Source organism: Halomonas sp. JB37 (assembly GCF_002332255.1).
Taxonomy (GTDB): Bacteria; Pseudomonadota; Gammaproteobacteria; order Pseudomonadales; family Halomonadaceae; genus Vreelandella; species Vreelandella casei.
In genome coordinates, this window is record NZ_NRGW01000001.1 from 3,665,346 (window position 1) to 3,679,452 (window position 14,107).

12 protein-coding genes are annotated in these 14,107 nt (G+C 54.9%); 2 read left to right on the top strand and 10 right to left on the bottom strand.

From position 1 onward, the window contains the following. Positions 1 to 35: 35 nt before the first annotated feature. The 7 genes from CIK78_RS17035 to CIK78_RS17065 all read right to left on the bottom strand — a co-directional run bounded on the left by CIK78_RS17035 (position 36) and on the right by CIK78_RS17065 (position 9,659). The gene (locus tag CIK78_RS17035) at positions 36 to 749 is read right to left on the bottom strand and encodes an NAD-dependent deacylase (protein ID WP_096282092.1); all 714 of its coding nucleotides are present in this window, start codon (positions 747 to 749) and stop codon (positions 36 to 38) included. 75 nt (positions 750 to 824) lie between these two features. Then, on the bottom strand, positions 825 to 1,319 hold the full coding sequence (locus CIK78_RS17040; protein WP_096282093.1) for a CIA30 family protein: 495 nt from the start codon (positions 1,317 to 1,319) through the stop codon (positions 825 to 827). 118 nt (positions 1,320 to 1,437) lie between these two features. Further along, a complete protein-coding gene (gene eat, locus CIK78_RS17045; protein ID WP_096282094.1) occupies positions 1,438 to 2,871 on the bottom strand; it encodes an ethanolamine permease in 1,434 nt (477 codons plus the stop codon). Positions 2,872 to 3,028: 157 nt separating this feature from the next. Then, positions 3,029 to 3,868 carry an ethanolamine ammonia-lyase subunit EutC gene (gene eutC / locus CIK78_RS17050; RefSeq protein WP_096282095.1) on the bottom strand — a complete coding sequence of 280 codons (840 nt, stop codon included), beginning with the start codon at positions 3,866 to 3,868 and terminating at the stop codon, positions 3,029 to 3,031. Continuing rightward, a complete protein-coding gene (locus CIK78_RS17055) occupies positions 3,858 to 5,273 on the bottom strand; it encodes an ethanolamine ammonia-lyase subunit EutB (RefSeq protein WP_096282096.1) in 1,416 nt (471 codons plus the stop codon). The genes eutC and CIK78_RS17055 overlap by 11 nt, the downstream gene beginning before the upstream one ends. 299 nt (positions 5,274 to 5,572) lie before the next feature. After that, the gene (mdoH, locus tag CIK78_RS17060) at positions 5,573 to 8,074 is read right to left on the bottom strand and encodes a glucans biosynthesis glucosyltransferase MdoH (protein WP_096282434.1); all 2,502 of its coding nucleotides are present in this window, start codon (positions 8,072 to 8,074) and stop codon (positions 5,573 to 5,575) included. A 1-nt stretch (position 8,075) separates the two neighbouring features. Then, positions 8,076 to 9,659 (bottom strand): glucan biosynthesis protein G, encoded by a 1,584-nt coding sequence (locus CIK78_RS17065; protein ID WP_096282097.1) that lies wholly within the window; start codon positions 9,657 to 9,659, stop codon positions 8,076 to 8,078. Positions 9,660 to 10,036: 377 nt separating this feature from the next. Here CIK78_RS17065 and CIK78_RS17070 point away from each other — a divergent pair, with 377 nt between their 5' ends. Then, positions 10,037 to 10,669, top strand: a complete 633-nt coding sequence (locus tag CIK78_RS17070; protein WP_096282098.1) for a class I SAM-dependent methyltransferase — start codon at positions 10,037 to 10,039, stop codon at positions 10,667 to 10,669. Positions 10,670 to 10,763: 94 nt separating this feature from the next. Continuing rightward, positions 10,764 to 12,131, top strand: a complete 1,368-nt coding sequence (locus tag CIK78_RS17075) for a PepSY-associated TM helix domain-containing protein (RefSeq protein WP_096282099.1) — start codon at positions 10,764 to 10,766, stop codon at positions 12,129 to 12,131. Between the two features lie 34 nt (positions 12,132 to 12,165). Here CIK78_RS17075 and CIK78_RS17080 read toward each other — a convergent pair whose 3' ends face one another. The 3 genes from CIK78_RS17080 to CIK78_RS17090 all read right to left on the bottom strand — a co-directional run bounded on the left by CIK78_RS17080 (position 12,166) and on the right by CIK78_RS17090 (position 14,103). Then, positions 12,166 to 12,369, bottom strand: coding sequence for a hypothetical protein (locus CIK78_RS17080; protein ID WP_096282100.1), 204 nt, complete (start codon positions 12,367 to 12,369; stop codon positions 12,166 to 12,168). A gap of 123 nt (positions 12,370 to 12,492) precedes the next feature. After that, the gene (locus CIK78_RS17085; protein WP_096282101.1) at positions 12,493 to 13,050 is read right to left on the bottom strand and encodes a histidine phosphatase family protein; all 558 of its coding nucleotides are present in this window, start codon (positions 13,048 to 13,050) and stop codon (positions 12,493 to 12,495) included. Between the two features lie 3 nt (positions 13,051 to 13,053). Continuing rightward, complete coding sequence (locus CIK78_RS17090; RefSeq protein ID WP_096282102.1) at positions 13,054 to 14,103, bottom strand: ABC transporter ATP-binding protein; 1,050 nt, start codon at positions 14,101 to 14,103, stop codon at positions 13,054 to 13,056. Positions 14,104 to 14,107: the final 4 nt, after the last annotated feature.

The following is a 14,107-nucleotide window of genomic DNA, read 5'->3' on the forward strand; positions in this document are numbered from 1 at the left end:
CAAAGGCTGTACCGATTCACTTGCGTCTCAAATTTTCAAGACAGTCGTAAATTACCTTGCTGCTTCCAGCGATTGACCAGCGCGGGAACACCCTCGCCCGCGGTGGCATTGATCGCCAAGACGCCCGGCGGGCTGAGTATATCGGCCTCTGGGTCGACCAGCGCGCAGGGCGTCTCGTAATCAATGTACGAGAGCAGCGAAGCGGCAGGCATCACCGCCAGCGAGGTACCCACCACCAATAGAAAATCAGCCTTACTGACAAGTTCACAGGCCTCGGCAAATAGCGGCACCGACTCGCCAAACCAAACCACATCAGGGCGTAGCTGGCTGCCTTTGTCGCAAACCTGGCCCAGTTCGATGCCCCCTTTAGGTTGCGGATAGCGCATGCGGTCATCAATCGATGAGCGCGCCTTTAAAATCTCACCATGTAAGTGCAGCACATGACGCGAACCTGCCCGCTCGTGAAGATCGTCGATATTCTGGGTAATGATGCTGACGTCAAACCCATCCTGCTCAAGGGCTGCCAGGGCTTTATGCGCCGCATTGGGCTTAGCTCGGCGGATCTGCTCGCGGCGCTGATTATAAAAATCCAACACCTGCTGTGGGTTACGCTGCCACGCCCGTGGTGTGGCGACGTCTTCAATCGGATAGTCCTCCCAAAGGCCGTCGCTGGCACGAAACGTTTTGATGCCACTCTCGGCGCTGATTCCCGATCCGGTAAACACCACTAAATGCGGCCTTGCTGTCATGATTCCCTCATTACTTATATTCCAGTGCATGCCCATAGAGTCGCTAGCTAGCCTGAGTAGAACAGGTCATCAGCGTTAGTCGATGGACTCAATACGTTGGACCTGTAGGCAGAATGGCCCAGCGGTGCGATCAGCAATCAAGAAACCCAGCATGTGAATATCACTAGGCGTTATCGCAGGTGCATCGCGGAGTAGCGTGCCACGCCGCACTGCTTCAAAGTCGCCCCACGTGAAGCTCAGCGTCTTCCAGGTGTCGATGGAGGGCGTAAATTTCACCCGATACGCCGATGCATCGCCGAGCGCGGTGCTTTTCAGGCGTAATTGATAGGTGCGGCCATCGCCTAGAACGGTAACAGCGATGCCCTCGGCTCCCGCTAGCGTGGATTCAAAATCACTAGGCTCACGGCGCACAGAGGCAAAGCCGCCGCCGTTTTCGAGCGACACCTCACCCTGAAAACGACCTTCACCGTCGGTGACGCTAAACCTGCTTTGGGAAACACCGCCCATGACACCATCATCCACTGCATACCAGCGCTGCTGCTCGTCAGGATTATTAAAGGTCAGCGTCATAAGGCCACCTCGCCATGGCTCATAGATAGAAAAAAAATAGATAGGCAAAATAACTAAGAAAAAGCCCCCGACATCATACCGTCAGGGGCTTACCACAGTAGCCTAATCGCTGGCTCGCTTACAGCTTAGCGGCAGTTGATACGGGTTCGCTCTTATCCAGATCCTCAGGTGAGGCGGACACTAGCGCAAACTCTTCTTCGGCGGTTTTCGCCACCAGATGATGTTTGCTGTAGAGAAAGAAGTAGGCTGCCCCCGCGATAAACAGCACGATGGTGTAGTTAAACGCGCGTGGATCAAACGCGTATACGCCGGTTAAGGCTATTAAGGCCAGCACCAGCGCGATCGATGAGGTCACAATGCCCCCCGGCGTTTTATAGGGTCGTGGCAAATCAGGCTGTTTTAAACGCAGTAAAATATGGCTTAGCGCCATCAGCGCATAGGAAATAGTGGCCCCTACCACGGCCATTGCTAGCATCAGGTCGCCTTCCCCGCTTAGCGATGCCAGAAAGCCAAACACACCGGGTACAATCAGCGCCAGATAAGGCACTTTACGCCCGCTGGTCAGCGATAGGCGCTTAGGCAAATAGCCCCCGCGTGAAAGCGCAAACACCAACCGGCTATAGCCATAAATAATCGAAAAGAACGAGGCAATTAGCCCAGCCAAGCCCAGCACGTTAACCGTGGTCGCCAGCATCGGGTTGCCGGTCGCATTAAGCGCATCAACCAGCGGCACGCCGCTTTGGCCGATCATCTCAGCCCCGGCAGCACCGGCTAACAGCACAACCACCAGCAGCGCGGTGAACAGCAAAAACAGCATCGCAGCGATAATACCTTTAGGCATATCGCGTGCGGGGTCTTTAGCTTCTTCAGCGGCCAGCGGTACGCCTTCGACCGCCAGAAACAGCCACATCCCAAACGGTAGCGCCGCCCAAACGCCGTACCAACCAAACGGCATAAACGTGCTCGCGCCCGCTGCATCGGTGGGGGCTATATCAAATAGATTGGCCGCGTCAAAACTGCCAATCAGCGCCACAGCGGTCGCTAAGATGGCAAATACCGCCAGGCCGCTAATGACCATCATGACTTTAAGCGCTTCACCCACGCCAGCCAGATGAATGCCGATAAACACCGCGTAGAAAATCAGGTAAACCAATGGCCCATTGATGCCTAGCAATGACTCAACCGCTGCGCCAATAAAAATCACAATCGCGGCGGGCGCTAAGGCGTACTCGATCAATACCGCAAGCCCGGTTAAGTACCCGCCTGCCGGCCCCATCGCTTGGCGAGCAAAGCTGTAGCCACCGCCCGCGGCAGGTATCGCCGCCGACATCTCCGCCAGCGATAGCACCAAAGCTAGGTACATTAGCGCCATTAAGCAGGCGGCAATCGCAAAGCCGCCCCATCCCGCTTCGGCGATACCAAAGTTCCAACCGGCAAAATCTCCGGAAATCACGTAGGAAACGCCCAGTCCTGCTAGCAGCATCCACCCAGCAGTACCTTTACGCAGCTGGCGCTTTGCCAGATACGCCTGATCAATCGAGGGTTGTGTCATCGTTGCGGCCTTTTCATGTGGAACGAAAGAGTTGTCAGCGGCGTGCCGTTCCTCGTTTCAAGTACTGATTACGACGTTCCATATTGTTGTTAGAAGATGTTGATTTGATCGATCTAGAAGGCTCTTTTCAGAGTGCAACTTGCATGGATTAACCGCTTTAATCGGCAACCAAAAAGTTACGCGTGGAGCCGCTTGCAGAGGCATCGCCTTCGAGCACATCGTCTTCGCTGCGGTCTTTCAACGTAACGCCTGACAACTTGCGCTGGCGGGCCTCCTTTAACAGTAAAAAAAAGCGCCTGGCGGCTTCTTCGACCTGCAAGCCTGCCGGGCGCACGTTAGAAATACAGTTGCGGCTATCGTCCTTAAGCCCTGGCTGCGGCGCCCAGGTCATATACAGCCCCAGGCTATCTGGCGAGCTCAACCCGGGCCGTTCACCGATCATAACCAGCACGGCATCGGCATTCAGCAGTGCGCCTATCTCGTCGCCAATCGCGACCCGCCCCTGCTCAACAATCGTGAGCGGCGCTAGCTGCCAATCGACTCTATCGTTTTTGAACAGTTGATAAAGTGCGCTGAGAAACGCTGCACTGTTCTGCTGCACAGCCAGTGCCGACAACCCATCGGCAATCACCACCGACAGGTCAAAGCGCTGCTGAGATGTGGCGGCTTGCTGCAATTGCTCGCGGGTTTCGTCGTTAAGCCGTCGGCCGTAATCGGGCCGCTGAAGATACGTCGCACGGTCTTGAGCATGGCTATGCAGGCGCAGGGGTAGTTGAGACAACTCAAGAGCCTGAGCAAGCTCATCGGCCAGTTTTTCGACGTCTAGCGGGCAGTGGACCGCATCTTGCGCCTGAGCATGGGCCAGCTGGAATGCCAGCAGCTTGCTGGTCGGCAGGCTGATGCCCGCTCTCCCTAAGCCAATGCGTGCATCGGTAAAGGCACTGAGGCGCTCCCAGGGGTTCTCCACCACGATAGGCGATGATCCGTTATATGCCATGGCGAGGCTCCTTAGGTAGATGACGCAGACTATTCGCAAAGGCAGCGGGCAGCTGGTCATTAAGCCGATAGGTACTCACATCCTGGAAAATCTGCATTTCTTCAAGCCATCGCTCAAATTCTGGCGCCGCTTTCAGCCCCAGCACTCGGCGCGCATAAAGCGCATCGTGAAAAGAGGTGGTTTGATAGTTGAGCATGATGTCGTCAGAACCGGGGATGCCCATGATGAAGTTGCAGCCCGCCACGCCAAGTAGCGTCAGCAGATTATCCATATCATTTTGATCGGCTTCAGCGTGGTTGGTGTAGCAAACATCGCACCCCATGGGCACGCCCAACAGCTTGCCGCAGAAGTGGTCTTCAAGCCCGGCGCGGGTGATCTCCTTACCGTCAAACAAATACTCGGGGCCGATAAAGCCCACCACGGTATTCACCAGCAGAGGGTTGAACTTACGCGCCACGGCATAGGCACGCGCCTCGCAGGTTTGCTGGTCGAGCCCGTGATGAGCATCGGCGGAAAGCGAGCTGCCTTGGCCGGTTTCAAAGTACATCACGTTGCGCCCCACCGTGCCGCGATTAAGCGACTGCGCCGCAGCTTCGGCTTCCGCCAGCGTGCTCAAGTCAAAGCCGAAGCTGCGGTTAGTCGCCTCCGTTCCACCGATGGATTGAAAGACCAAATCCACAGGGGCGCCCTGCTCTATCGCTTCCAGCGTGTTGGTCACATGCGTGAGCACGCACGATTGGGTGGGAATTTGATATTTCTGGATCACATCGTCCATTAAGCGCATCAGCTTAACGCTTTGGGCGACGTTATCAGTGGCTGGGTTGATGCCAATCACTGCATCGCCGCTACCGTAGAGCAGGCCGTCGAGAATACTGGCGGCAATGCCGGTTACGTCATCGGTAGGATGATTAGGCTGTAAGCGCGTGGAGAGCCGCCCAGGTAGGCCAATAGTATTGCGAAAGGCGGTAATGACCCGGCACTTTTTAGCCACCAAGATGAGATCCTGGTTGCGCATTAGCTTACTCACCGCGGCGGCCATTTCAGGCGTAACGCCTGCGCGTATGGCGGTAAGCGCCTCGCTAGACGCATGATCCGAAAGCAGCCAGTTACGAAAATCACCCACCGTGAGATGTCGAATGGGGGCAAAAGCGTCGGCGTCATGATCATCCATAATCAGCCGGGTGATCTCATCGTCTTCGTAAGGAATTAACGCGTCATTTAAAAAGGTGGTGAGAGGAAGCTCAGCCAGCATCATTTGGGCGACCACGCGCTCTTCAGCGCTTTCTGCCATCACTCCAGCCAAGCGGTCACCCGAACGGGGCGGCGTGGCTTTTGCCATTAGCTCAGCTAGGTTTGCGAAGCGGTAGCTGCGACTTCCCACCGTGGTGTGATAGGTATGGGCCATAGTGCTTTCCTTTTTCTTTTTCTTTCGCTCTTACTTTTTCTCAATGCGGCCTTGCAGCGGCCACTTTAATCATACTGACAGATCATTGAGATTTGAAAAGTGGCGCGTTTCAACTGTCGCTCCATAAACTATCGCTCCATAAACTATAGCTCCATCAATCATAGCGCTATCAATCAATATGGGTAGCAAGTTTTGGCAAACGACGAGCGCGGCATTGAATGGCAATAGAAGAGAAGAGAAGAGAAGAGAAGAGAATCAAGCCAGCCTTTCAGCCAGCTTGATTAGTCGTTATAAAACGCTTATTTAAACGTAGGCAGGTGTTTGGAGTCGCGCCCTGGCAGGCCATAGCCAAACCAGCTTTGATGCGCGTTGCTATCGTTCCACACGTGGTAGTGCAACTGCGACATCATCACCGGATCATCTAGAAAGTCTAAACGCTCCAACTGACTCATTGCCGCCGGGCCCATCCTGACCGCGCGTGAAACCCGCTCGTCTCGACGCCTGCGCACGGGCTCAGCATCTGAATGCCGTGAAGCGCCTAACGCAGTGGCCAGCGCATTAGGGACGGGGTCCACCACCACCTGGGCAAAGGACGGTGCGGCCATTCCTGCGTTCATCTGGGAAAGCAATTTCACCATACGCCGCAGCACCCGCGGCGGCTGCGTCTCTTCAGGAATCCTGAACAGCCGCTTTTGAAAGCTTAAGCGCCCTAGCGAGACTCGGCTCGACAGTACCGATACCGGGATAGACACCATCAGGGAAACCACTATAGGCGATAGCCACCAAAGAAACGTCGGTTCAAGCACGTAAACGCCTGCGGCCCACACGGCGCCTATCAGCGTTTGGCTCCAATGGTTGCGTATCCCATCGCCCCAGGTGGTGTCGCTATTTTCACGCGAGGGTGATCGCCACTGAACCTCCCAGCCCATCACGGATGCCAGTACAAAGCGGGTGTGAAACAGCATTCTTACCGGCGCTAGTAGCATCGAAAAAAGCGACTCGAGCACCATGCTGGCCAACACTTTGAGCGGCCCACCAAATTGGCGGCTACCGTTGATCCACACCAGCAGCACGCTAAGAAACTTAGGCAAGAACAACAGTAGCGCGGTCACACCGAACAGCCCCACGGCTAAGGTTGGATTCCACTGCGGCCACACGGGAAACAGCATTCCCGGCTCTGGGAAGTAGTTAGGCGTGCCAAAGGTATGCACGGCTAGTAGCGCGGTAGACAGCACTAAGAACAAACACCATAGCGGCGCTGAGAGATAAGACATTAAGCCCGTCAGGAACACGGCACGGTGTACGGGATGAATGCCTTTCGAGAAAAACAGCCGAAAGTTCATCAAGTTGCCGTGGCACCAGCGCCTGTCGCGGTTGAGCTCATCGAGTAAGTTAGGCGGCATTTCTTCATAGCTGCCTTCCAACCGATAGGCAATCCACACCCCCCAGCCGGCGCTGCGCATCAATGCCGCTTCAACGAAATCGTGGGATAAAATCTCGCCCGACATCGACCCCTTGCCAGGCAACGGTGCGAGCATGCAATGACGCATAAAAGGGGCCAAGCGAATGATCGCGTTGTGGCCCCAATAATGCGACTCACCAAGCTGCCAAAAGTGCAGCCCCGCGGTAAACAGCGGCCCGTAAACCCGTGTTGCAAACTGCTGCATGCGCGCATACAAATTGAGCCGCCCGGAGGCCCGTGGCGCGGTTTGAATAATGCCCGCTTTGGAATGCACCTCCATCATTTGCACCAAGCGAGTCAGGCATTTACCGCTCATCACGCTGTCAGCATCCAGCACCAGCATATAGCGGTAAAGCGCGCCCCAGCGGCGACAAAAATCGTCAAGATTGCCGCTTTTACGTTTTACACGGCGCTGTCGGCGGCGGTAAAAAACCTGCCCGAAAGCCTCCAGATCGCGGCACATCGCAAGCCAAGCGTAGCTTTCCTGAATAGCAATGTCGGCATCAAAGGTATCGCTCAGAATAAAGATGTCAAAATGCTGATCATTGCCCGTGCTGCGTAGCGATTCCAACGTGGCGCGCACGCCGGCAAACACTCGGGCAACATCTTCATTACAAATCGGCACCAGCAGCGCTGTGCGCGCTTCGGCGTGAATCGGCTCGTCACCGACTTCGCTATCAATGGCGTAGCGATCATTGCCGCGTAATAGCTGGAAGAACCCCATCAGCGCCGTCCAAAACCCTGCGGATACCCAGGCAAACAGCAGCACAAACAGTGACAGGATAGTTATCTCAAGCCACTGCTGCCCTTGAGAGGGAAGCACGGTACGCATCTGATTGGCCGCGATGATGCTTTGGCCGAAAATCAGCACCAGCAAAATCCAGCGACGCCTGGTGGCCACCCATCGCCAGGCCGCAGGCGAATGATATTCTCTTTTGCGCCGGCGGCTCCAACCGCGGTTAGCCCAGTTCTTAAGGCGCCGACCGGTATTCACAATAGGATTGGTCGACCACTGCTCCGGTGCCAGCGGCGTTCGCTTGATGGGAAGCGACGTGCGCAATCGAGTAATGCCTGACGCGTCGGTTGAAAGCACCTCAGGTGGCGCTAGCGGCGGCTCTGCATAGGCCAGCGCCAAGCGCCGGCCAACGGATGACGCGGCCGGATCACTGTCGTCGCTATATTCCTCGCTGTGCCCGCCTAACGTAGCATGCAACGACGCCATGTCGTGTTGATCAAGATCACCGACTAATAGCTTACGCCGCTCATCGCGATCCTGAGTCTCGAGCGCCAAGCGCTCAAGGTAACGATTAGTCGGCGCAGGCGTCCTGGAAGCACTCATATCAGCCATTCGCAGGCAGCCTATAGTACCAAGTTTCAGAGATCGGCTTGCCATCGCGCATTAGCTGCGCCCTTATATCTAGCGGCTGGCTGGTATTCTCGCGCTTCACGTTGATAAACACGCGCCAGCCACCGCTAACCGGATTAGGTACAGCGCGGCTAGACGCTAAGTTGCCATTATCCCCCACGCTTGCCTGAACGCTGATGTTGGCATTGCTGCCAATACCATCAAGCGCGGGCCCAACAAAGTCGATAACGAACGCGAGCGTACCGTCGGCCTCACGAACGAGGTTATCCCTAACCACCTCGCCACGCGAGCGTCTGGTTTCATCAACCCAGGCAAGCTGCGGATCCAGATGACGCTCTTCATCGACGGAGGTCGTCATACGGTAATCAAAGGCCAGTGGCGTACCCGGCTCATACATTTCATTAGGCAACCACATCGATACGATGTTGTCGTTGGTTTCATTACTGGTGGGAATTTGAATCAGCTCAACGCTACCGGCACCCCAGTCATTAAGCGGCTCGACCCAGGCGCTTGGACGCAGGTCATAGCGCGCATCAAGATCCTGATAGTCGCTAAAGTTGTGGCCGCGCTGCATCAACCCATAACCGCCTAACTCAGGCGTTTCTTGTCGATTCATCATCAGCCTGGCCGGATTCACCAGCGGGCGCCAGGTTCGGCCATTCTGCTCATCGTTGATGAGCAAGCCATTAGAATCATGGATGGCGGGCACATAGTTAAGCGTCGATGAAGGCTGCTCTGGGCCGTAAAGGTACATACTCGTTAACGGTGCTATCCCCAGTTTTTCGACCGAGCGGCGCAAATAAAGGCGCGACTGTACATCGACCAAGGTTTCGTCACCAGGGCGCAGCACAAAGCGATAGGCACCGGTCACACTAGGTGAATCGAGCAATGCAAAAATGGTTAAATATTGGCTTTCTTGGCTAGGTTCGACAATCCACATTTCTTTAAAGCGTGGGAACTCCTCACCCGATGGCAGCCCCGTATCAACCGCAAGCCCGCGCCCTGAAACACCGTAAACCTGCCCTCTACCTACGGCACGAAAATAGCTTGCGCCTAGAAACACCATGACTTCATCTTTGCGATCAGCATCATTCATCGCATAGTTAATTCTCAAGCCGGCGATACCCAGGTCGTCGCTATTTTTAACGCCGTCAGGGATATTTAAATCACCGTAGGTAAAATCGTCAGCGTTGTAAGCAAAGCCATGAACGTCGCCCTGCTGATCAATACTATTTAACTGGATCGCACTGTTGTAATGCATTCCCTCGTGGAAAAAGCTAAGCGTAAACGGCGAACCAGTACCGCTCCAAACATCGCGATCCCGCTTATATTGGATTTGCGCATACTCCGCATAGCTGAGTTCTTGCAGCTCATTTGGCATGGCCGTTTCTGGCGCGCTGTAACCCTGCTGAGCCAATTCCTCGGCTTGTCTGGCAACATCATCAAAACCGAAGGCGAAAGCTTCAAGAGGAATGCTGCCAATCAGCAGCCCGCCTAGAACGGCGACAGAGCGAAAGCCTTTGCGGCTTAAGATGTTTCGTGGGGTAAATCCTCTCATTTAGCGTATTGCTCCTGGACAATCCTTTGACTAAGTTCAAATTCGCTTATGTGCCGAATTGGCATACCATCATGCTCATTCGATCAGTTGAATGCGCCGTATTCAAGCACAACGAAGGCATCAGTCGCCAGCAGCTTAAATCAGCTACCCACCCCGATATCCTTGTAAGAGAACATTATAGACTGGTTATGGGCTAGGTGGTTCTTAAAGCTTCGGGCCGTAGCGACAGTCTCGATAAAACAGTCTCGACAAAACAGTCATCATAAACCTGTAACGACAAAACAATGCAGTGGGGGTTATTCGCAAACGCTTAGCGCTGCAGCCTGACGTGGTGTACAACAGAGAGTACTCAAAACGGCTCGCTTGGAGTATCTCACGTGTTCAATACTACCGCATGGAATCGCCTACGCTATACCGCCTACGCCCCCTTTTATGACACCGTCGCTAACCGCGCATTTCGTAAACCGCGACGCATTGCGCTCGGCCAAGTGGACTGGGAGCCAGGCATGCGAGCACTCATGGTCGGTGCGGGTACGGGATTGGACCTGCCCTTTCTACCGCATGATATTGAGCTGCACGCCACCGACTTGGCACCCGCTATGGTTAAGCGTACAGCCCAACGCGCTGAAGCACTTCGCCGCGACGTTGAATGCCGCGTTATGAATGCTGAGTCGCTCAACTATCCCGATGAACACTTTGACGTCGTGATCATGCACCTGATCATTGCGGTGATGCCTAACCCGCAGCAAGGGCTTAGCGAAGCGCATCGCGTGTTAAAAACGGGTGGACAGCTGTGCGTGATGGACAAATTCCAACCGGATAGCCAGCCTTCGGGAGCGGGCCGGCGCTTGCTGAATCAACTGACATCGGCCATTGCCACTGATATCACCCGCCAAGCGCAGCCGCTACTCACGACGGCAGGTTTTTCCATTCGTCATGACGAACCCGTGCTGATGAACGGGGTATTTCGCGCCCTGCTCGCCACCAAGCCTATGCACTCAACTGCTTAATTATGCGTCCTTTAACCGCAGCCTGCTGACTAGTGATCGATAACGATACTGTATAATCTGATCAGCTACTTAGTCGATTAAGCTCGGAATAAAAATGACAAAACGCCCATCTGTTCGCACTAGCAAACTACTGTTCACGCTGCTTAGTCGCCTGCACTTATATATTGCCCTCTTCGTTGGGCCGTTTATCCTCATCGCTGCGCTATCCGGAATTGCTTATCTGCTGAGCCCGCCGCTGGAAGAGTGGCTTTATCACGACACGCTATATGGCGTCAGCCAGGGCGAGGCTCAGCCGCTGGCCGCCCAGATTGATACGGCCCAACGCTACTTAGACCAATCGACATTGCCAAACGCCGTGCGCCCCGCACCACAGCTCGGCGACACTACTCGGCTGATGTTTAACGCGCCTGATCTTGGACCCTCGGAACACCGTGCGATCTTTGTTGACCCTATTTCGCTGGTCGTCACGGGTGACACTACGGTTTACGGCACCAGCGGTATCTTACCGTTACGCACCGCTATTGATCACTTTCATCGCCAGCTATTAATGGGCGATGTTGGCCGTCTTTATAGCGAGCTGGCCGCCTCGTGGCTTTGGCTAGCCGCGCTCGGGGGGATTCTGCTATGGGCTTGGCAGCGTCGCTCGCTAAAAATGCTTTCCGGACGCCAGTCAACGCGACGGCGCCATGCAACGCTAGGGGTGATCTTGTCGCTAGGACTGCTCTTCTTTTCGGCAACCGGGCTTACCTGGTCCCAATGGGCGGGCGGCAACATTGGAGAGCTGCGCAATGCCTGGGGCTGGAGCACGCCAAGTGCCTCGACGGCACTAATCGACACCGATAGCCAGCCACACGATGAACACGCAGAGCATCACGGTCATTCGGCTCCCGTTACCACCAGCGTACAGCTGCTGCCCGAGGATTTTGACCGCGCGCTAAATGCCGCTCGGGCAGCCGGCTTAAAGGCCCACCGTATTCAGCTCTCTCCACCGACAAATGAAAACCAAGCGTGGCGGGTAGCGGAAATAGACCGACGCTGGCCAACACAGGTCGATCAAATCGCACTACATCCACACAGCATGGCCGTGACCGATCAAACTGATTTTTCTACCTTTCCCTTAGCCGCCAAGCTCACTCGCTGGGGCGTTGATCTGCATATGGGGGTACTGTTTGGTATCGCCAATCAGCTAGTGCTAGCGCTAATCGCCGCGGGGCTGGTCGCACTGATCGCACTGGGCTATGTAACGGCATGGCGACGGCTGCGCGCAGCGAGCGGCCAGCGCTTTCCCACCATTGCAGAACCCTGGCTCATGCTACCGCTCACTGCCAAACTCAGTGTGAGCGTGATCGCTATCGCTCTAGGCTTAGCGCTACCGGTGCTTGGCGTGAGTCTGGCGGTCTTTATCGTGATTGATGCGCTGCGCTGGTGCATAGCCACTAAGAGGCATGCGCGTAATCGCTGAGCGCTGGGTCGCTATAGTGTTCTCACCATAACGCTTACGCCAAGGCGATATACAAGTCTTCCAGAAAGTCGGCCACTCCTTTAGGCAGCGTACGCCCAGCTAACGTTTGCACCTCAATAGTGCGGGCACTCATCTCATGATCGCGAATAGGTAAGGAAACCAGCTCGGCGTGAGTGGGGCCATAATTCGCATTTCCACTTTGATATTCTGTTTCGGTGGGGGCAAGATCGTCAAACAAAGGATTACCCCTTAGCAGAAACTAGCCTATATGGCCTTAGCTATATTTTTGAAGCCCTCTAAAAATGTGGGCATTATCCTACCACCACCGCTACATTCAACAATGATGATGACATTTATATTGCTACCGCATTTTTTGGTTGGATGCCAGATTCAACCTGAGGAGCGCTCCATTACCTAACAGTTGCCGCGATAGTCCTTTCTCAGAATCTTCGTTGAGAAGCCGCTGTAAGCCTCCTAGCCAAGCGCCATGGCCAAAGGCCAATACCGGACCGGGCGTTGCAAGCACTCGCTCATAAAACCGCATGATCCGAGCATTGAATGCCTCGAACGGTTCCCCCAGCACCAACCTATGCGGTGCGCTTTGCCAGATACCGGGATGTTCAGATTCGAGATCATCCCATGTACAACCTTCCCATGAGCCAAAAGCTATCTCGACTAAGTCGGGATCTGGCTCAGCCTCTGGAAACCCGTGCAACGCTGCCGTTTGCCACGCCCGTTGCAATGGAGAGGTCACTACCAGTGCGAACTCTTGGCCCATTATTCTTTCAAGGTTACCCTGCAATGTCTTTGTATCCTGATCGCTTAGAGGGTCATCTAGCGCAATGTCCCGCTGGCCCTGTAAACGGCCAGCACTGTTCCATGATGTACGAAAATGGCGGATAAACCACAGCTCTTCCATAGTTTAATCCACTAGCAGCGGTGCGGTGCGACTATCGATAGACATCGAAATCGACGCCCCGGGCTCAAACGGTGGCTGTCCAAAGGAGTGAAGCATGTCTATAACGATACAACCATCAGGCGTGTCGACTAAATAGCGAATCTGACTACCTAGAAACTCTCGATGTGCCACTTGACCAACAATGTCACCATCTGCCCCAGCGTCGGCTAAGCGAATGTTCTGCGGGCGCAATACAATGCGGTTGGCTCCCAGCACATTCTCGCTCGTAGGTAGACGCTGCCCAGCTTCAGTGACAAACGTGCCCTCCTGCATGGTGCCTTTAAGGATATTCGCAGTACCGAGAAACCCAGCTACGAAGGCATTTTCAGGGTAATCGTAAAGCTGCTGGGGCGTACCAATCTGCTGGATCACGCCTCGATCAAGCACTGCCATGCGATCAGAAGTGGTATTGGCTTCCTCCTGGTCGTGTGTCACGAAAATCGTAGTTAGGCCTAGCTTTCGCTGTAGGGCTAGCAATTCACGTCGCATCTGAACACGTAGTGCAGCATCCAGGTTCGAGAGCGGTTCATCAAGCAGCAACACCTGCGGCTCAATGGCGATGGTACGAGCTAGTGCGACGCGCTGCTGCTGCCCACCCGACAGTTGTGCGGGCATACGGTCAGCCAGGTGCAATAGGCCTACAGTTTCGAGGGCTTGTTCAACCTTAGTACCAATCTCGCGTTTGGGAATACGGCGTTCCTCCAGTCCAAAAGCTACGTTTCTGCGTACCGACATATGTGGCCACAACGCATAGGACTGAAACACCATCCCCACGTTACGTTTCCATGGTGGCAGGCTGGCGATATCGTGCCCACCAATAAGGATGCGGCCACGCGGCGTTGGACCAAATCCTGCAATCGCGCGTAAGAGCGTTGACTTCCCCGAACCGGAGGGGCCTAAAAAGGCAAAGAACTCCCCCGGCTCAATCACCATGTTAATACCTTCCAGCACCTTGGTTTCGCCAAAGGACAGGTGCAAGTCCTCGATCTGTATACCGGCTTTGGTCTGGCTCATCTAT

Coding starts and splice junctions, on each gene's coding strand:
- CIK78_RS17065 (WP_096282097.1), bottom strand. CDS start 9,659: ATGAGAGGATTTACCCCACGAAACATCTTAAGCCGCAAAGGCTTTCGC.
- mdoH (WP_096282434.1), bottom strand. CDS start 8,074: ATGAGTGCTTCCAGGACGCCTGCGCCGACTAATCGTTACCTTGAGCGC.
- CIK78_RS17055 (WP_096282096.1), bottom strand. CDS start 5,273: ATGGCCCATACCTATCACACCACGGTGGGAAGTCGCAGCTACCGCTTC.
- CIK78_RS17035 (WP_096282092.1), bottom strand. CDS start 749: ATGACAGCAAGGCCGCATTTAGTGGTGTTTACCGGATCGGGAATCAGC.
- CIK78_RS17040 (WP_096282093.1), bottom strand. CDS start 1,319: ATGACGCTGACCTTTAATAATCCTGACGAGCAGCAGCGCTGGTATGCA.
- CIK78_RS17090 (WP_096282102.1), bottom strand. CDS start 14,103: ATGAGCCAGACCAAAGCCGGTATACAGATCGAGGACTTGCACCTGTCC.
- CIK78_RS17075 (WP_096282099.1), top strand. CDS start 10,764: ATGACAAAACGCCCATCTGTTCGCACTAGCAAACTACTGTTCACGCTG.
- eat (WP_096282094.1), bottom strand. CDS start 2,871: ATGACACAACCCTCGATTGATCAGGCGTATCTGGCAAAGCGCCAGCTG.
- eutC (WP_096282095.1), bottom strand. CDS start 3,868: ATGGCATATAACGGATCATCGCCTATCGTGGTGGAGAACCCCTGGGAG.
- CIK78_RS17085 (WP_096282101.1), bottom strand. CDS start 13,050: ATGGAAGAGCTGTGGTTTATCCGCCATTTTCGTACATCATGGAACAGT.